The sequence below is a fragment of the uncultured Psychromonas sp. genome (genome assembly GCF_947489755.1).
In the GTDB taxonomy this organism is placed as follows: Bacteria; Pseudomonadota; Gammaproteobacteria; order Enterobacterales; family Psychromonadaceae; genus Psychromonas.
Window position 1 is genome coordinate 28,980 of sequence record NZ_CANLFB010000028.1, and the last position, 19,442, is coordinate 48,421.

At 36.9% G+C, this 19,442-nt stretch carries 17 protein-coding genes; 7 read left to right on the forward strand and 10 right to left on the reverse strand.

All coding sequences use genetic code 11. From position 1 onward, the window contains the following. Positions 1-55 precede the first annotated feature (55 nt). The 4 genes from Q0794_RS18305 to trmJ all read right to left on the reverse strand — a co-directional run bounded on the left by Q0794_RS18305 (position 56) and on the right by trmJ (position 3,610). Positions 56-148, reverse strand: coding sequence for a Fe-S cluster assembly protein IscX (locus Q0794_RS18305; protein WP_366522559.1), 93 nt, complete (start codon positions 146-148; stop codon positions 56-58). 829 nt (positions 149-977) lie between these two features. After that, positions 978-2,180: an IscS subfamily cysteine desulfurase gene (locus Q0794_RS14355; protein WP_298943022.1), complete on the reverse strand. Its 1,203-nt coding sequence runs from the start codon at positions 2,178-2,180 to the stop codon at positions 978-980. A gap of 16 nt (positions 2,181-2,196) precedes the next feature. After that, positions 2,197-2,673 (reverse strand): Fe-S cluster assembly transcriptional regulator IscR, encoded by a 477-nt coding sequence (iscR, locus tag Q0794_RS14360; protein WP_298943023.1) that lies wholly within the window; start codon positions 2,671-2,673, stop codon positions 2,197-2,199. Positions 2,674-2,857: 184 nt separating this feature from the next. Further along, positions 2,858-3,610: a tRNA (cytosine(32)/uridine(32)-2'-O)-methyltransferase TrmJ gene (gene trmJ / locus Q0794_RS14365; protein ID WP_298943024.1), complete on the reverse strand. Its 753-nt coding sequence runs from the start codon at positions 3,608-3,610 to the stop codon at positions 2,858-2,860. A gap of 215 nt (positions 3,611-3,825) precedes the next feature. Between trmJ and suhB the strand changes: the two genes are divergently transcribed. Then, positions 3,826-4,614: an inositol-1-monophosphatase gene (gene suhB / locus Q0794_RS14370; protein ID WP_298943025.1), complete on the forward strand. Its 789-nt coding sequence runs from the start codon at positions 3,826-3,828 to the stop codon at positions 4,612-4,614. Between the two features lie 468 nt (positions 4,615-5,082). Here the strand turns inward: suhB and Q0794_RS14375 are convergent, their stop codons facing one another. Next, positions 5,083-6,258 carry an endonuclease/exonuclease/phosphatase family protein gene (locus Q0794_RS14375; RefSeq protein ID WP_298943026.1) on the reverse strand — a complete coding sequence of 392 codons (1,176 nt, stop codon included), beginning with the start codon at positions 6,256-6,258 and terminating at the stop codon, positions 5,083-5,085. Between the two features lie 185 nt (positions 6,259-6,443). After that, on the reverse strand, positions 6,444-7,511 hold the full coding sequence (locus Q0794_RS14380) for a PLP-dependent cysteine synthase family protein (RefSeq protein ID WP_298943028.1): 1,068 nt from the start codon (positions 7,509-7,511) through the stop codon (positions 6,444-6,446). A 177-nt stretch (positions 7,512-7,688) separates the two neighbouring features. On the opposite strand from Q0794_RS14380, the gene Q0794_RS14385 reads away from it, so the two are divergent. The 3 genes from Q0794_RS14385 (at position 7,689) to Q0794_RS14395 (ending at position 11,902) form a co-directional block, all read left to right on the forward strand. Next, a complete protein-coding gene (locus Q0794_RS14385; protein WP_298943030.1) occupies positions 7,689-8,150 on the forward strand; it encodes an Lrp/AsnC family transcriptional regulator in 462 nt (153 codons plus the stop codon). 83 nt (positions 8,151-8,233) lie between these two features. After that, positions 8,234-10,570 carry an AsmA family protein gene (locus Q0794_RS14390; RefSeq protein ID WP_298943031.1) on the forward strand — a complete coding sequence of 779 codons (2,337 nt, stop codon included), beginning with the start codon at positions 8,234-8,236 and terminating at the stop codon, positions 10,568-10,570. Positions 10,571-10,972: 402 nt separating this feature from the next. Then, complete coding sequence (locus Q0794_RS14395) at positions 10,973-11,902, forward strand: NAD(P)-binding domain-containing protein (protein ID WP_298943033.1); 930 nt, start codon at positions 10,973-10,975, stop codon at positions 11,900-11,902. Positions 11,903-13,108: 1,206 nt separating this feature from the next. On the opposite strand, the gene Q0794_RS14400 is transcribed toward Q0794_RS14395, so the two are convergent. Genes Q0794_RS14400 through Q0794_RS14410 form a run of 3 tightly spaced genes read right to left on the reverse strand, consistent with a single transcriptional unit; the run spans position 13,109 to position 15,873 of the window. After that, entirely contained in the window at positions 13,109-13,402 is a 294-nt protein-coding gene (locus Q0794_RS14400) for a hypothetical protein (RefSeq protein WP_166370629.1), read from the reverse strand. 15 nt (positions 13,403-13,417) lie between these two features. Next, positions 13,418-14,506: a DMT family transporter gene (locus tag Q0794_RS14405; RefSeq protein WP_298943038.1), complete on the reverse strand. Its 1,089-nt coding sequence runs from the start codon at positions 14,504-14,506 to the stop codon at positions 13,418-13,420. Next, positions 14,503-15,873 (reverse strand): NAD(P)/FAD-dependent oxidoreductase, encoded by a 1,371-nt coding sequence (locus Q0794_RS14410; RefSeq protein WP_298943040.1) that lies wholly within the window; start codon positions 15,871-15,873, stop codon positions 14,503-14,505. Before Q0794_RS14410 ends, Q0794_RS14405 begins: the two co-directional genes overlap by 4 nt. Positions 15,874-16,234: 361 nt before the next feature. Here Q0794_RS14410 and Q0794_RS14415 point away from each other — a divergent pair, with 361 nt between their 5' ends. The 3 genes from Q0794_RS14415 to Q0794_RS14425 all read left to right on the forward strand — a co-directional run bounded on the left by Q0794_RS14415 (position 16,235) and on the right by Q0794_RS14425 (position 17,672). After that, on the forward strand, positions 16,235-16,444 hold the full coding sequence (locus Q0794_RS14415) for a hypothetical protein (RefSeq protein WP_298943041.1): 210 nt from the start codon (positions 16,235-16,237) through the stop codon (positions 16,442-16,444). Positions 16,445-16,861: 417 nt separating this feature from the next. Beyond that, positions 16,862-17,113: a hypothetical protein gene (locus Q0794_RS14420; protein WP_298943043.1), complete on the forward strand. Its 252-nt coding sequence runs from the start codon at positions 16,862-16,864 to the stop codon at positions 17,111-17,113. Further along, on the forward strand, positions 17,103-17,672 hold the full coding sequence (locus Q0794_RS14425; protein WP_298943044.1) for an HAD hydrolase-like protein: 570 nt from the start codon (positions 17,103-17,105) through the stop codon (positions 17,670-17,672). The genes Q0794_RS14420 and Q0794_RS14425 overlap by 11 nt, the downstream gene beginning before the upstream one ends. Before the next feature lie 17 nt (positions 17,673-17,689). Here the strand turns inward: Q0794_RS14425 and Q0794_RS14430 are convergent, their stop codons facing one another. Further along, positions 17,690-19,339, reverse strand: a complete 1,650-nt coding sequence (locus Q0794_RS14430; RefSeq protein WP_298943046.1) for a sensor domain-containing diguanylate cyclase — start codon at positions 19,337-19,339, stop codon at positions 17,690-17,692. Positions 19,340-19,442 lie beyond the last annotated feature (103 nt).

A 19,442-nucleotide genomic window follows, 5' to 3' on the forward strand; every position in this document is an offset into this window, starting at 1 on the left:
ACATTCCTTAATGGGTATAAACACGGCTATTAGTGCGTGTTTATACATTGATATTTTAATTATTTCCATCAATCCAACTCAGTTGAATTGCTGCCAGAATGCATTCTCTAGAATGCTCTGGTTTATCATCGAATTTTCTAATCCTAATATTTAATTAGGCAACTCACTAAAGCGGGCAGTAAATAGGTCTTACTTTGAATCCTGTTCAATTAATGTAAGTGAAATCACTAAAGAATCGTCCGTTTTATTATTAAGTTACCCTAAAAAATAGAGTGACTAACTGCTTTATCATTATTTAAAGGTTAGTTTTTTAAGTTAATCTTTAACTTGCTTACATTAATAAAAATAACTATTTAATAAATAACACGATCTAAACAAGTATCCATCTAATCTTACTCTTAAGTAATAAGATAATTCAAGGCAAATGCATCCCTGCTTTATAAAAATTCAAATAGATAAAAATCGACTCGACTAAAGAAAAATATAAATGAGGACGATATTTTTTAATCGTTAACATAGGAGGCAAAACGGATAAGATTGAGTTGAAATTAAACGTTCTGTGCACATGCAATAGGAAGATCATTAAGAGTAATCATCATAGCTAATGTTGGCGAGTAAGGAACTGCTTTTTAATATTTAGAAAGTACCGTTAGTTCCTGTCTTTTTGTAGGATTTTTAGATGGGTATTATCGTCTCGTATTGCAGACGTCTTAAGATGAGATTGTTTTATAAGCTACGGTAGGTTCGAGTTAACCTAGTTTAATCAACTGAAGTAATCCCATCACTATAACCGTAGATAACCATAAAAATTAAATGTCGAGTCTTCAATAATATCGTTAATATCAATACAGTTGGCATCGTTAAGTGGTGATTTTATTGCATAATCTCAACCAAGTACGCCAACCATATGAGTAACTGCACTTTTATCCTTTTTATCAAATAAGCTTATGTTACGTCAGTATTCATTAAGAGTGTGATCATGCAATACTATTAATGTTGTTACCTTGTTTAAACATATCCCATAGAGGCGACATATCACGTAAACGACCGATATTTTTACGAATAATATTAATTGTATAATCAATTTCAGCTTCAGTCGTGAAGCGGCCAATACTGAAACGTATTGAGCTATGTGCTAGTTCATCATTCAGACCAATAGCACGCAATACATATGAAGGTTCAAGGCTTGCAGATGTACAAGCACTACCAGAAGAAACAGCTAAGTCCTTTAATGCCATGACTAGTGATTCGCCTTCAACATAGTTAAAGCTGATATTGATATTACCTGCAACGCGGTGCTCTAACGAGCCGTTGACATAGACTTCTTCCATATCGCTCAAGCCATCAAGCAGACGAGTACGCAATGCTAAAATACGTTCATTTTCGCTCGCCATCTCTTCTTTGGCAATACGGAAAGCTTCACCCATTGCAACGATTTGATGCGTTGCTAATGTACCACTACGCATACCACGCTCATGTCCGCCACCGTGCATCTGCGCTTCTAAGCGAATACGAGGTTTACGGCTAACATAGAGTGCGCCGATACCTTTAGGGCCATAAACTTTATGAGCAGAGAAAGAGATTAAATCGACTTTCATTTTTTGCACGTCAATGGTCACTTTGCCAGCACTTTGTGCCGCATCAACGTGTAAAATAGTGTCATTAGCACGACATAATTCACCGTATGCAGCAATATCTTGAATGACACCAATTTCATTATTAACATGCATTAAACTAACTAATACAGTGTCCTCACGGAGTGCTTCTTTTAATTGTTCAGGTGTTATGATGCCATCATCTTTAGGGTCAAGATAAGTCACTTCAAAGCCTTCATGCTCTAATTGACGACAGGTATCTAAAACGGCTTTATGCTCAGTTTTAGCGGTAATAATATGCTTACCTTTTTTCTGATAAAAATGCGCAGCCCCTTTAATTGCAAGGTTATTTGATTCAGTCGCGCCAGATGTAAATACAATTTCACGCGAATCAGCGTTCATTAAATCAGCAATTTGCTCACGAGCGATATCAACTGCTTCTTCTGCTTGCCAACCAAAACGATGAGAACGAGATGCAGGATTACCGAAATCACCATCTGTTGTCAGGTACTGCACCATTTTTTCAACAACACGCTTGTCAACCGGAGTAGTTGCTGAATAATCAAGATAAATTGGTAATTTCATTTTTTCTCCACTGCCACTATTTCGAGAGAATATTAAGCAGTTCGTTATTAGTAAATTTATTATTTTGTTGTTCTGACACATTTTGCACATGTTCACTGGCCATTAACTCTTCCAGTGTAATGCCATCTAAAAATGTACTAATACGTGTACTTAATTGTTCCCATAACGAATGGGTAAGACACTGCACTCCGTCCTCTTGGCAAGCGCCCTTTCCTGAACATTTACGCACATCGACACTTTCATTGACTGCATCAATGATCATGGAGACTGATATCTCTGATTTGCTTTTGCCCAATTTGTAGCCGCCACCTGGGCCACGTACACTGCTCACTAATCCTTTTTGTCTAAGCTTAGAAAACAGTTGCTCTAAGTATGAAAGCGATATTCCTTGACGCTCAGATATTTCAGCAAGTGGTACAGGACCATTATGCTCTTTTATTGCAACATCTAGCATAGCAGTAACCGCATAACGGCCTTTTGAAGTTAATTTCATATAGAATTCGCTATTAATGAGTGATCATTAACTAAATCAGTTAATTGACGAGTGACTTGAAGTCAAATATTATAAATACCCGATATAATTAGTCAAGTAAATACCCGACAGAAATAGTCAGGTATTAAACTCCTCAATTTCCTCATCTAAATAGCAATATATTTTACTTAAACTTAACGTCATTTTATTTTTTGTTAATGTCTTTTTCTTTATCGGCTTCGATGCTGGTTATTGATTTTTGCATACTACTGAAAATACCTCGAAGCATTCTTAATTCGTTGATTTCAGGTCTTGCTCTGTTAAATAGGCGACGTAGCTTATCCATTACTAATCCAGGATGAGCTGGCACAATAAATCCAATTTGGAATAATGTTTTTTCAAGATGAGCAAGCATACCTTCAAAATCAGAAGCTCTTGGATACTCTTCTACCACTTCAGGAAAACTCTCTGACGCTAAAAAAGCCATACGTACTTCATAGCTCAAAGTTTGAACTGCCATGGCAAGGTTTAGTGAGCTATAGTCCGGATTTGCTGGAATAAACACATGGAAATGACACTTTTGAAGTTCATCATTCGTTAATCCACTGTTTTCACGTCCAAACACTAATGCAACTTTATGTTTTTTACTTTCGCTTGCTGCTTTAACACCCATCTCTCTTGGGTCTAACATAGGCCAATCAAGGGTTCTCGGACGCGCACTTGCGCCAACTACAAGACCACAATCAGCAATACCTTCATCGAGTGTTTTATAGACTTTATGATTTTTTAATACGTCACTTGCGCCAGCAGAAAGGGCGACAGACTTACCATCGACCTCACATTCAGGATCAATCAACACTAAATCAGTTAAACCCATTGTTTTCATTGCTCTAGCAGCACTGCCGATATTGCCAGGGTGAGAGGTACCAATTAATATAATGCGAACATTGTCTAGCATTGTTTTTCCTTCGTCATTCAGAGATTTTTTTGAGCGCAAAGTTTAGCACTGTTTTATTAACAACTAAACATTCAGGTTTGACATTTTATATTTAAAGGTCTGTGAGTTCGCCTAAATTTCAAACGATTAAAATATTGCACAATTATGTGACCTGTGTATAATTTCGCGCCGAAGGAATCTCCCTTCATGTTCTTTTAAAATCTAATGGTGATCCTATGCATCCAATGTTAAATATTGCGATTCGTGCTGCGCGTAATGCGGGTAAAGTAATTGTTAAAGGTTATGAAAATTTAGAGTCTGTTGAAGTTGAAGAAAAATCACTTAACGACTATGTAAGCAGCGTTGATAAAGAAGCTGAATTAGCAATTATTGGTACGTTACGTAAATCTTACCCAGATCACAGCATCGTAGCTGAAGAGTCAGGTATTGATAACGGTGCAGATACAGATCACCAATGGATTATTGACCCACTAGATGGGACTACAAACTTCATTCACGGCATTCCTCATTTTGCTGTTTCAATTGCATTAAAAATTAAAGGCCGCACTGAAGTAGGCGTTATCTTTGATCCAATCCGCAATGAATTATTCTCAGCTGTTCGCGGCCAAAGCGCACAAATCAATGGTTACCGTACGCGTACAAGTACTGTACCAAAACTAGCGGGTACTTTATTAGCAACTGGTTTCCCATTCAAACAAAAATATAACCTTGAAACTTACCTGAACATATTCCAAGACTTCTTTACTGATGTTGCAGATATGCGTCGTGGTGGTAGTGCAGCATTAGATTTAGCTTATGTTGCAGCTGGTCGTATGGATGGTTTCTGGGAATTTGGTTTAAAACCTTGGGATATCGCTGCAGGCGAATTATTACTTAAAGAATCTGGCGCAATGATGACAGACTTTAATGGTGGTAACGATTACTTCAAGTCTGGTGATGTTGTTGCTGCTAATCCCAAGCTTTTAAAAGAAATGTTAACAGTTATCCGTAAGCATAACGCTTAATTGTTAAACTGATAAAACCATTAGATTTAAAATAAACCAGAGCATTTTCTCTGGTTTTTTTATGCCTGTGTTTTAATAGCGTGTACTTTAATAAAAATAACGTTTTATAAGCTTAGACATTAAACGTTGCCACCTAGCTTTACCGTTATTTCTTACCTTTCAACTCTTTATTTTTCAAATCTTTAGCTTTTTAGCTCTTTATCTTTTAAACCCTAACAAACTTAACTTCGTCGAATTCTAGCGCCGAACTCTAATCTATATGCAGCAGTAAATCATCCAAGACTATAGTCTATTTGTTCAACGCTTTAACCATGAGCCCTTTTATTATTTTAGGTTATCGTAAGTTTTTTTAATTTATCCACTAAAAAAATTAATAAACTAAACCAAAAAAAGCGTAATACACTATGAATAAAAAACTGCCTTATTTATATTCTAATTTAGAAAAATTATAGAATATGAAAGCTAACCTTATTTTCGTAAAGTTAAGTTAATACTGACGACGGCATGATCGGTGCTTTCACCATCGATATCAAAGCTGGGGTTAATTAAATGTTTATCAGTATTGATATAATCACTGACTTCAAAATAACTTGATTGTTCGGCGGCATCAAACTCACTAGAAAGTAGAATGTAGTCTAATACCGAACTGCTTTGGCCAAAATAATGTGTCGCGCCACGTGTTAACACCTTATCAGTTTCAACGTTTTGATTCGCATCGTTAATCATTTGCTTATTAGCGTCATGGTTTGCTTCATATAAATCCCATGCATCTCGTAAGGTATAAAACTTAACAAGTCTCTGTTGATTTTGATCATTATTGAACAACATATTAGGCGTGACCAAGTGTGCAAGAATACCGTCCTTTAACGGGTTATTAAAATCCCCCATTAATATCATTGCATTACCTTTTTTAGCTCTTCGCTCAAGCATTTGCATCATTAATAACGTCGCCTCACTCCCTCGCTGAATAGAGGATGCCCAACCACCAGCGACTTGCGCTTTGAATTGCGATAAGACATTACCTTCTAATGAACTTAATTTATCAACGTCTCCCTGCCATGAGGCGCGTTTAGATTTAAAGTGCACAACATAACAATCACATAAACCTAAATGAGGAAGCTCAACGGTTGCTCTTACCACTTGGCGACTAAAGTTAAATGCTTCCGTTAAACCTAATTGTACCGCTAGATCTTTATCAACATTCACCGCGGCGACCTCGATAATAGGAAATTTACTCGCTAATGCAACCACTGGGTCACGATGAATAAAATCATCAATCACTGTTGGCTTATCGACAACAGCAAAATACTCATAACCTTGTTTTTTTACCAAGGCCTCAAGAGCGTTAATACTAAAGACCTCTTGGAATCCAATAATATCAGGTTGATGTGTTTGCAAATAAGAAGCAATCCAATTTTCTTTTTTTTGCCACTGCTCTGCTGAATAGATACGATCAAAATCGTAAAAGGCATCAGGTGGAGCAAGGTAATTAAACAGGTTAAAAGTCGCGACTTTGATTTGTGTTTGTTCAACTTGTGGTGCTGACGATAAATCATCACTCGAAGATGCATTACTGGAAAGTTCATTATTGGTAGATAGAAGGGACATAGAATTAATTGGCACAAACTCCTCTCTTTTATTCATGTTTAATGATCATTCCTGAAAGTGATGAAACATGAATAAGATAAATTATTTAATGTTTAATAAATAATAGTATCGCACAGAGAAGTCATAGTATAAGAATATAAATACACAATCATTTATTCACTGCTTTTAAACATTCCTTTTAAAGCTTTATGTTTAGCGTAAATATAAATAGAAGATGCAGTCTATTGATTGGCTATATTATCAAGATAGTGTGTAATCTCAGCTTGTTGTAAACTAATATCGCCAATATTAGAAGTAACCCACTGTTCATCATAATAGGTATTAGTGTAACGCTCACCACGGTCACACATCAATGTCACAATCGATCCCGTTTGCCCTTGCTCAATCATTTTCTCTGCTAGCTTTAATACACCAAACATATTAGTGCCAGTGCTTGCTCCCACTTTTCGCCCTAACAATGATGCAGTCCATAACATCGCAGCAATAGACTGTTTATTACTAACACACAGCATATTATCAATAACAGACGCAATAAATGAAGGCTCTACACGAGGTCGACCAATTCCCTCTATTAAACTCGCTTCACCATTAATTAAGAGTTTATCTCCGGTTAAATAATAATCATAAAAAACGGAGTGTTCAGGATCAACAACGGTTAATTCAGTCGTTAATTGATGATAACGAAGATAACGCCCAATAGTTGCGCTGGTACCGCCCGTTCCTGCACTCATGATGATATGTGTTGGTACAGGGTGTGGCTCATGCTGCATTTGTATAAAAATAGAATCAGCAATATTGTTATTACCTCGCCAATCAGTTGCGCGTTCAGCATGAGTAAACTGATCCATATAATAGCCATTTAACTCTTTCGCTAACCGTTCTGATTCTGCATAAATTAAATTAGTTGAATCCACTAAGAAACACTCTCCGCCATAACGCTTTATCTCTGTTATTTTTTGCATGCTAGTTGACTTAGCCATCACAGCAATAAAACGTAATCCTAACAAACGAGAAAAGTACGCTTCAGAAATTGCAGTACTACCAGATGATGCTTCCACTATCACAGTATCTTCTTTGATATTGCCATTACATAATGCATATAAAAATAAAGAGCGTGCTAAACGATGTTTCAAACTTCCGGTTGGGTGTGTACTTTCGTCTTTAAGGTAAATATCAATACCTTTTAATTGTGGTAAATCGACTTTAATTAAATGCGTATCGGCACTACGTTGGACATCAGCTTGAATTTTGGCGACGGCTGTATTTACCCATTGACGTTGATGATTCATAATATTTATCCTGTTTAAACAATAAAGCTAGTTTACCTGTGCTTAAACAGAATTAACCTCCTATAAACCTTCTAATAAGCCTCAATAAAAAATATTTTTCTGTTAAAGTTAAATAAAAAGAAAATAATACTTATACTGCAGAGTAACTTACCCTGTACAAAGAATTGAGGAAGTAATATGAACTTAGACGCTACAGATAAAAAGATAATCACCCTACTACAACAAGATGCTTCATTATCGTTACAGCAATTATCAGAACAATTGAACCTAACCAGTACCCCCTGTTGGAACAGAATTAAACGCTTAGAAAATGAAGGTGTGATTCAAAAGCGCGTGGCATTAATTGCACCTAAAAAAGTAGGGTTAGAATTGGTCGCTTTTGTACAAATAAAAACACAACAACATTCGGAAGCTTGGTTGCGAAACTGTGTGCAGCAGGTAAAAGGGTTTGCACACGTTTTAGAGTTTTATAGAATGGCAGGCGAATATGATTACTTACTGAAAGTGATTGTTAAAGATATGCGCAGTTATGATCACTTCTATCAGCAATTAGTAAATGATGTCGATGGATTAACCGATGTAAATACTAGCTTTGCCATGCAACAGTTAAAATTTACGACCGAACTTCCTATAATGTAATCAAATAGTGATCCTGAACGTTTAACACATTACAATGTCAGTATCTCCAATGAATACCTAATTCCAGTATAAGGATGTTTTTAATGAAATTGTTTCTAAAGTTAGCCGCCGCACTCATTGTGCTTTTAATTTTAACCGTGGTAATCGTCATCAATGTTGTTGATCCAAATGACTACAAGCAGCAAATCCAAGAACAAGTTAAAAAAAATATCAATAGAGATTTAGTGATCACAGGTGAACTCGATTGGAGTTTATACCCTTTATTAGGCCTTAAAAGTGGTCAAGTCACGTTATATAACAATCCTGAATTTGAAGAAAAAACCTTTTTAAATGTTCAAAATGCATCAATATCAATTAATGTATTACCTCTAATTTCTGGGCAAATAGAAGTCGGCGAAATTATCTTAGATGGTGTTAATTTTAATCTTATTACCAATAAAGACGGTTCGTCAAACTTAGATAATTTAAAAGCAGAGGGTACAGAAGTCGTTGCTGATACAGCAAAAGAAGAAACACCTGCGACCGAAGAAGAACAATCAACAGAAGCTGTTGACCTTTCTCAATTTGTTTTGTCTGGTATCACATTAACCAATGCAGAATTGCAGGTTATTGATCATCAAACGAATGAAAACCAAAAGATCGCCATAAAAAGCATGGTATTAAGTGAATTTGCTTTCGATAAAAAATCCCACTTTAGCTTAACGAGTTCATATAAGAATGAACAAGTAGATGCTGATATCGCACTAGAAGCCGATATATTTATAGATTCAACATTGAATAACATTGAACTCACTGACTTGACCATTGAAAGTGAAGTATTAAGTGATGCGCTAGCAGATAGCACACTAAATACAACATTCACTAGTGGATTAACTTATAAAGTAGATACAAAAAAGTTAGATGTTAAAGCCATCACAATTAACAATAAATTCACAGGTTCATACTTAGACGGTGATATTTACATTAATAGTAGTGATATCCATGTAACCAATCACAATGAATTAGAGCTTGGTAAACTAACTTTAACAAGTAGTTTAACGGGCAGTGCTTTAAGCAATAATACATTAAACACAAACTTACAAACTAACCTAGCAGCAGACATACAAAAGCAAACTGCAAAAATAGACCAATTTGAATTAAAAAATACAATCGAAGGTAAAGATTTACAAGGTAACTTAAACCTTTCGTTTAAAGAAATGAATGTTAGTGACTTTGAAAAAATATTAATTAAACAATTCAAATTGGTTAGTGAATTAAATGTACCAGCGGTAAGCAAAGATAAAATTAATAGCACAATAGAAAGTGAGATTAGCTATGACCTTGCAAAACAAAAGTTAAGTGTCGATTCACTTCAATCAACGGTGAACGATATAGAATTAGGTGGGCAACTTAGCTTCATCCAACAAACCGTCCCAGTTATTCGTTATAGTTTAAAAGGTAATGTGTGGGATTTAAATCCATACCTAGCGAAAACTGCAGACCAAGAGGATGATGCCGCGACAACAGAAAAAAGTGAGCAAACAGCTGAAGCAGAACCTGACTTAAGCATTTTAAAAGAGCTTGATATTAAAGGTGACTTAACGATCGCAGGCTTGTTATATGAAGATATTAGAATAGGTAAAATTACTAATAACTTAGTTGTTAAAAATGGTAAAGCAAGTATTAGCCCATTAAACGCAGAGCTTTATGATGGTTCATTAAACATTGACGCATGGGTTGATGAGAAAGGTGGTGAAAATCAATATAAAGCGACCACTTCTATTAAAAATGTTGTGCTAATGGACTTGTTGAAAGACGCTGCTAAAGTAGACCTATTAAGCGGTACTGCAAACTTTAACTTAGTAGCAGACGGCAAAGGGTTAACCTCAACTAAGATACAACAAGGTGTGAATGCAAAAGGTGACTTTAAAATCCTTGATGGTGAGTTATACGGTATTAACCTGTCACAAGAAATACGTGTTTTAAAAGCAAAAATACAAGGTAAAACGCTAGCCCCTGACAAACTGGTTAAGAAAACCGACTTTGCATCATTAATCGGTGAGTTTACAGTACAAGATGGTATCGTAAATAATCAAAAATTATTGATGTCATCACCTGTTATGCGCTTGGATGGAACAGGTACTGCTAATACGATTACTGAAGCGCTTAATTACAAATTAGGTGTCACTCCTCTTTCAAAAGCAGGTGAAGAAACTGACTTCATAGATCTTAATGGTGTAACAATTCCATTATTAATTAAAGGTACTTTTACTAAACCATCATTTAATTTAGATACTGAAGCAGCTTTAAAAGAGAAAATTGAAGCGGGTAAAAAAGCGTTACAAGAAAAAGCAAAAGACGCGATCTTAGGAAACAAATCGAGTGATGAATTGAAAGAAGAAGCAAAAGACCTGAAAGATAAACTAAAAAGTTTATTTTAAATAACATCTATTTAATCACATAACAATTAACATTATAAATAGCTGATTCAGGAAACTGTTTCAGCTATTTTTTTATTTATACTTAACAACCCTTCTCTACATTTAAAACCGATAAATACACTATTAGCTTTAATAAAATAAAAACTAATGAGCAACCTTCCTTAATTCACTCTGTTAAACAATGCAACTTAAACAACACATCTATAAAGCCAATGATATCGACTTTCTAAAATACCAAGAGGCAGATTAAAAATGAGATTAATGATATAACTCATTAATAGAAAATGGCTTTCTAAAGCATCTATACCAGAAAATTGATAGAAAAAATAAAATAGGTAATACGCCATACATCAATTGAATTTGCCTCATTTAACTTAATCTAACCTAAGGACTTCACTTACTATGCTTCCATTTATTAATGCACAAGATATTGAAAGTAAATTATCATGGACAAAACTCTGCACAGCGTTCCATGAAGGGCACAAAGCATCTCGTGCAGACATAGATGATATTTTATTCAAACACGGCGACAATGCTTTATTAAACCGTGCAGCGTGGATACAGAATAAAGGAATAGGCGTTAAAACTGCGACGATATTTCCAAATAACGCTAAATTATCAACACCGCTCCCAAGTGTTAATTCAATCTTTACTTTATTTGATGATCAAACAGGTATCCCTGTCGCTATTATTGATGGCAAGTTAGTCACTAAATGGAAGACCGCTGGTGATTCTGTATTTGCTGCAACATTATTAGCAAGACCCGATAGTAAAGTATTAACAGTGGTTGGTGCAGGCGCTGTTGCATCATCAATCATTGATGCTTACCGAGCCTTGTTTCCTGATCTAGAAAAAGTGATCATTTGGAATCGTACCTTTGAAAAAGCACAGAAGCTCGCTGAAGAAAAAGAGGCAGTGGCTATCCAAGACCTTTCTGAAGCATTAAGTCATGCAGACATTATTTCATCTTCGACTATGTCGACCGCTTCTTTCATCAAAGGAGAGTGGATTAAAGAAGGAACTCATGTTGATTTAATTGGTGCATACCGCCCAGATATGAGAGAAGCCGATGATGCACTACTCGTGAAATCACGTATTTTTGTAGATGCCAGAGAAACAGCCATTCACGATATAGGTGAGTTAGCTATTCCAATTAAGCAAGGTATTATCAATGAGGATGCTGTTATCGCTGACTTCTACCAATTATGTAATGGTGATAGCGGACGTAAAACAGATAAAGAGATCACGCTTTTTAAAAATGGTGGCGGCGCTCATCTTGATTTAATGACAGCGCTATACATTATGGAATGTCGTCAAAATACCAAAGCGTAAACAGATATAATTGAGTGATTTCTTGTAAGTAAAAGGTTTCTTGGATTCAGATAATAAGTGCGTTTATTTAAAAATAGCCAGGCTTTCATTTGTTATTAATAAACAACCTCAGTTCCGGATAAGAAAAGCGATACAACACCACTATTTGAGCGTATTTCTTCGTTAAATTATTTCCCAATAACCAGTTATTGCTTCAACAATTTGCCTTGAACTACGCACAACTAGCAGTATTGTATAATAAATTTTTATAACTATATGATTTAAAATAACCTTCGCTTCCGTTAACCAGAATTGAGGTTAAATAGAATCATCTTTCACTTTACTAACAACGCTTTATTAAAAAGGCCATCGAATGAAATGATGGCCTTCGATATTAATCAGGTTAGTAATGCGCTAAGTTTTACAAAAAAATGCATAAGTCACTCATTCAATTTGCAGGATTTTATTTAACGTTGGATATAGTTAGCACCCAAAAATAGATGGGCCACTTACTCAGATAAATATAATGTTTAGCTTAATTAGCTAAAAAAGCACTCGCTGGCTTTTTAGCTGCTTTTGCCGCTTTCTTTTCTTTTGCTGTTAAAAGTGGTTTCTTTTTAGTCGCTTTTTTACTGTCTTGGCCTTTACTCATGATGCTTTCCTTTTGGAGATGGACTCTAAACTAAAGTCAGTTTGAGCTAACCTAATGATTGAGGTTACGCAGTAGCAGTAAGGCTGATGCATAACGATTCAGTATGCGCCTAAGACTGTGCAATAGATAGGAGTAGATAATACAAAAAGTGTAGAGTAACGATTTATTCGCATTTTAGGGTTGAGCTTTAACCTATTGAAATACTATTTAACCTCAACTCTGCTTAATGGGAAATATCAGGACTTAATGGGGATATATGAAGGTAATATGAAGGTATAGTTCAGGTAAATCATCGTAGCAATAGCTACCTAAGGGAAGTTAAGTGTTAAGACTGAGCTAACCTCGGGTTATATGAAGTTAGCTCAGAAAAACGGCTAAAAACTCGTACTGATAACCTTAAAGGGTAACCAGCACTGTATGTTTAAAGCTTAGTTACAAAGGTGCGAGCCTGGTAAAGTGCAACGCCACTAAGTATGATAATAACGGCAACAGCAAGTATATCAGCTCCCGGAAATCCCCAAAAATCAGACATTCTATCTCCTTATTTAAAGTAAAAATAAACGTAGTACTCATTCTCAGGCTAATGCAGTGTCGCGCATACGCTGTCGACCGAAGTCGTTGAGTCTAAATTTAAATAACACTCGGCCTTCGCCAAAGTACGCTTGTTCGTCGAGTTGTTCTTCAACACTTTCAATGATACCGCTGGAAAATAAATCAGCGAGTGTGACGCGTGTAGTACCACGCCAGTAAGCACCATTAAGACCGTATTCTTTCATCACTGCGTCAGTCACTTCCCAATCCCAAATGCCAATATCTAGCTGCTCATGAATCAATTGTAGAATGCGCCCTTTCATATGTAATCTTTTCATTACGTACTCCAATTATTACGATTTAATCGACTTAGTATTGCCAGTATCAGCTTTCGCTTCTGTCGATACAGCACGAACGACCTCCAGCACATCGTCACTTTCCGTAAACATGACAAAACCGCCCCCAACAAATAAAAACAAACCAGCCAAGAAATTCCAATCAGGAAACTTAAGCGTGAATGCAGCAAGAAAGATAACGGCAAAAAGCCCATACAATGCAGCAATTGCTTGTCCACGCCCGACACCTATCAATGGAAACGACTTATACCAAGAGACATAGCAGAAGGCAAAAGTGACACCTGCCAACAGCAGCCAACCGATAGCCGCCCAGTTAAATGTAGCGATAACTAGCTCTACAACGGGTTGATCAGTGAAGAAGTAGATCCCAGGTAGAATAAGTAAAACCCAATAAAGGACTTCGGCCGTAAACCTCACCGTAATACCTACATCAGGATCAGCGACATCTAAGCCACGGCCTGCGATTGCACCTTCAACACCCCAGCCTATCGCTGCCATTGCGCCACCCAGATAACCAAGCCATCCAGCGTCGCCAGTACCATTAATTTCAGCAATAATACCGGGAGCATATACCGTCACACCACCAGCAAGAATGATGAAAATACCCACGGCCGCACGACGAGTAATCTTCTCGTTGTACCAGAGCCTAGCTAAGCTAGCACCAATGATCGGATACATCAGTGCTGAAATGGCCGCAAAAGCCCCGCCGATATAACCAATCGCCAGATACGAACCAAAAATAGCCATCGGACCACCAAAAATAGCCCCGATAAAGAACCATTTGGAGATATGACGCATCTGCTTAATGGTACGGACATACTCTCCTAATTTTCCCAATACCGCATTCCAAACAAACAGGAACAACAACACCATAATCGCGTTAAAGGTAGTTAACACCGCCGCAGCTAATAGAAACTCAGCATTAGTATCGTAGCTGAGGTCAACATAAGGAGCTTCAAACCAGACTGCAGAACCCGGCACATACCAAGCCCCCCACAGTACAGCTGCCCACAAAGCCCACATAAAACCCCAACGTATACTGCTCGCAGTGAAACGAGATCGGGCTTCATTCAAGCTTGAGTTCATGAGACTTCCTTTACAATCTGCTTTTTATCTTCAAAAAGGAAGGTTTCTAGAGAATCGTCCATCGCTTCCATCCACGGTGTATGGTGCACAGGCGCTAGTGTTCCAGTCAATGTAGAGCGATAACTCTTATTACGATAACCAAGAATATCGGCTTCTTTATCGTGTTCCCATTCTTTGAATGTTTCAGCAACAGCAGATACATCAAAATCTGGGTAATCAGTCGGTGCAATTAGATCCTCAATGTAAGCAGCCTGAAAGTCGATATCGTCAGTAGGATTAGCAAGCTTAAGCTCACGACTAACCCACTCTTTAGTATCAGCTGTCATTACATCACTTTCAGGTAATTTAATGCGACCAAGCATTACATCACGCGCATACCAAGCCTGAGCATCGAACATATTAAAGGTATAGTACTGATCTTGCATACCCAGAAATATCAACTTCGGATTTGCTAGAGAAACAATCCCTTTATACAAACCTTCTGGATACATTCTGTTATGTGTCGTCAGCGTTAGTTCATTAGGTAGGAACGGGAAATAATGCTGATATCCCGTACACAGAATAATAGCGTCAACCTCTTTGCTAGTCCCGTCCTTGAAGTGAGCTGTTTTACCGGTTACGCCCGTGAGCAAAGGAACTTCGCTAAAAGATGCTGGCCAGTCAAAACCCATAGGGTTAGAACGATAACTGAAAGTAACTGATTTAGCGCCGTATTTATGACACTGTGTACCGATATCTTCTGCCGAGTAGCTACTACCAACCAATAACAAATCTTTACCTTTAAATTCACAAGCGTCACGAAAGTCATGCGCATGTAAAACACGGCCTGGGAACTGTTCCAAACCTTCAAAATAAGGTGTATTAGGCGTAGAGAAGTGCCCAGTGGCGACAATCACATGATCAAACTCTTCCGTACTCAGTTCGTCCTTTTTGAGATCCCTTACTGTCACTGAAAATTTATCGCTAGCTTCGTCATGTGTCACCCAATGTACCGCAGTGTTAAAGCGGATGTATTGACGCATATTACTCTTAGCGATACGTCCCATGATGTAATCACGCAATACTGCACGTGGTGGATATGATGGGATAGGACGACCAAAATGCTCCTCGAAGCTATAATCCGCAAATTCTAAACATTCTTTAGGGCCATTTGACCACAAATAACGATACATGCTGCCGTGGACTGGCTCACCGTAGGCATCCAAGCCTGTGCGCCATGTATAATTCCACATGCCACCCAAGTCGCTTTGTTTTTCATAACAAACAATCTCAGGGATATCAGCACCGGCGTCGCGGGCTGCTTCAAATGCACGTAATTGTGCTAAACCACTGGGGCCAGCACCTAAAATTGCAACTCTAAAACTCATAAAAATTCCTTTTACAGGGGATGTGTCGTCCGTCAGGAGAAAGAAGCCCGAGCGACGATTAAAAGCAGGGAATAACACAGGTTGAACCGACAACGATTCAGCAATGAAATTCCACAGTGAAATGCACCAAATTCGAATTAACCGATGGTACAGTAGTGAAGACGGCCTTTATTGTGAGAAACAAAAACCGAGGGTGAGCTGGTCACCGATCAAACACGAGGTTTCGAGAATACGCCTTAGGGGTGCGTTCGAACTGGTCAAGTAAGATAAAAATGCTTGTTACCTCGTATACCAGTAACATTATCTTAACACATTTTAGTTACCGATGAGGTTTCTTCCCATAAAATACAAGATGGCTGCGATGGATGACGCCATCACTTATTGGAAAATCAATACAATGAGTAATCAAAATGCTATTTATAATACCAATCCCATTAACTATGTAATTGAATATTGGATCGGAAAAATGAATGAATTTAATACAGAAATTGCTATAAAAACAAAAAATAGATCTATCCTTTTTACCCTCAAAAATTTGTATAGAGAATTTAAAGAAGATACAAAAAATTAGCCCCTACAAGTAACTGTGAAGAGTGTGTATAGCCGTTATCATTCAATATGCAAATCAGCAAGCCGTGAGGCGAACAGATTCTAAACATAAAATTGAAGAGCTAACGGGTTAAATCTACACTTTATGCCCATTTATAACAGAAACCAAGGTATTTACCTCACGACTTACCCTGTGGGTCGCCAACTCGAAAATCCTTATCTGTAACAACATTCGATAAGGACTCGCCATTTAAACGGGAAGACTTGTTTTACCTATCGAGAGAGGATTAACGCAGTTAATCGCTCGAAAGGTGATCATGTAACGCTTTGTATTGACCTCCGAGTTAGCAACTGACTAATGCATCTTGACTTGTAACGGGTATATAATAGAGGGTCTGAAATTGACTCTACCACTCTCGTGACAAAAGGAACCTATCTAGTGAAAAAAATTAATGGCCTTAAAGATATAATTGATAATTTTGATACCTTCATTCTCGACCAATGGGGAGTATTACATAACGGTGGAGACGCATTTCCTGAAGCGATAGAAGCATTACATTTTTTAAAATCACAGAATAAAAAAGTCGTTATCTTATCTAACAGTGGTAAAACAGGTTCGTTCTCTTACGGTCGTTTAAAAGACTCTGGTATTACACGCGATTTATACTTCTGGCGCTCATATGCGTCATAATTTTGCATCAGGAAAGTTTCAACATTTAGGTAAAAAAGCACTACATTTTACTTGGGATAACGACCATAGCGTCATTGATGACTGTGGTCTCATAGAGTCCAAACGAGATGACGCTTCTTTTATTTTATGTTGCGGTGTTGATCGTGGTGACGTTGATGCCTATATGGATGACTTAACTTTCGCTTATCAAAACAATCTGGAGTTAGTTGTCAGTAACCCAGATTTGGTCGCCATGACGCCGGAAGGCACTTTAAAAACCTGCCCGGGGTCGATAGCGAGTGCTTACCAAAAAATGGGAGGCACTGTACATTGGCATGGCAAACCACAGAAAGAAATTTATACTATGTGTAAAGAGCTCGTCGGCGGTTGGGACAATGCAATCGCGGTAGGCGATAGCTTAGAGCATGATATAGCAGGCGCTAATGGTGCAGATATTAGCAGTTTATTCATCACCTCAGGCATCCATACTAAAGCGATTGGTGATGAAAAAAGTATCACTAATCTATGTGATGATTTTTCAGTTAAGCCTAGCTTCTATATTGATTGGTTTAAAGCATAATTCAATCGTTACTGTGCTTACTCTTCATGTTGATAATATTCATATCTATTTTTACCGCGTCTCTTGCTTTTATATAAAGCAAGGTCCGCTTGTTTAACTAATTCGACAGAATCAGTATTGAGTTGTGGAATAACAGATGAAACACCTAAACTGATGGTTACATGATTGTAGGGAGATTCGCTATGCATTATTTGCAAGTTATTAACTACTTTTCTTGCTTTCTCTGCAATCGAAAAACCTTCGACCAAATCACCTTCTAATAAAATAACAAACTCTTCTCCACCATAACGCGCAAAGAAATCAGTCGGCCTTTTAAGTGATTTTTGTATGTTTTCAGCTACTTTTTGTAAACATTTATCGCCCGCCACATGGCCATACGTATCATTAAACTTTTTAAATTCATCGATATCAATCATCAATAAAGTTAACGGCTTTTGACTGCGTATTTTTACCTGCCATAGTTTGTTAAGTGTATAATCCAACCACCTTCTATTAAACACCCCTGTTAAATCATCAATTTGAGATAAAGATTCCAGCATAGCATTTGATTTTTCAAGCTCATCTCGACGCTCATTAACCATATCAATCACAGTATTAAAGCCAATAATCAGATCGCCAATTTCATCTTTTTTATAACCTTCAATATGTTCTAAAGGTTGTTTATTTAGCACCATTTCTTTAATAGATTCAGCCGCTTTTTTTAAAGGGCTAAAGAAGAAAAAGAGAAAAAAGGTAATAGCCAAAAAAACAGCAAAGCTGACAATCACGCCACTGATAATTGAAGCTTTTAAACTTTCGTTTATTGTTTGATAAACTTTATCAACAGGCGACCTTACAATCACAAACCAATTTAAAGCGCGAATATTAGATGCAGCAACCAGCATCTCATCGCCGGACGCGCTTATCGTCTCACCAACGCCATTAAAACCATCCATGACATCATCGTAAAAGGTAACCTCCCCTTTTTTGGGAATGCTTTTAAATACTAAGTTTGGCGTACTTGATGCTAAAAATACCTTATTCGTTTTTGATATCACTAAAATATCGCTAGCATCACTGTAATCTCGATCAAAAATATACTCCATAAATCCTGGACGGTTCAAAAAAATAGGCGCTTCTAAAACACCTAAAACGCGTCCACTTTCATCTCTTAATGCTTTTGCAATAACAACAAGAATTTCACCATTAACCTCAGAACGAAAAGGAGAACTAATAATCACCTGTTCACTATTGTTAGCATTTATCATCCATTTATAACTAGATACGTCTAAATTTCTTCTACCTGGGATAACTGGATATTCAGCTATTACGCCTTTTCCAGAAGGGTGTATAACAGCAAAACCTTGCGGGAAAAAATCAGTAAAAGTAATATACATTTTAATTTTTTCAGTTAAAAACTCCTCTGATTGCATTCTTTCTGGTGGAATCAAAGCAGCTAAAGCGGCTAAAAATTTGGTACGTTTATCAATTTTATTTTTTATATCTTTAGCAATAAAATTAGCTGCTGTGTATTGCTCTTTATTAATTTGATTTTTTATTTCAGACTTAATAATTAAAAAATTATAAATTTGAAGTAATGTAAAAATAACAACAATAAATGCTGACACATAAATAGATAATTTAGTAGAAATACGCGATGGCGTTATGGGAATAAGAATAGTTTTCATTAAATTAAAACTTATTGTCTAGGACTTGTTCATAGGTTGGATCTTAAGAAAAAAATACATTGAAAACATGCTCTGAATTTGATCTGATAGTAATCGCCAAACC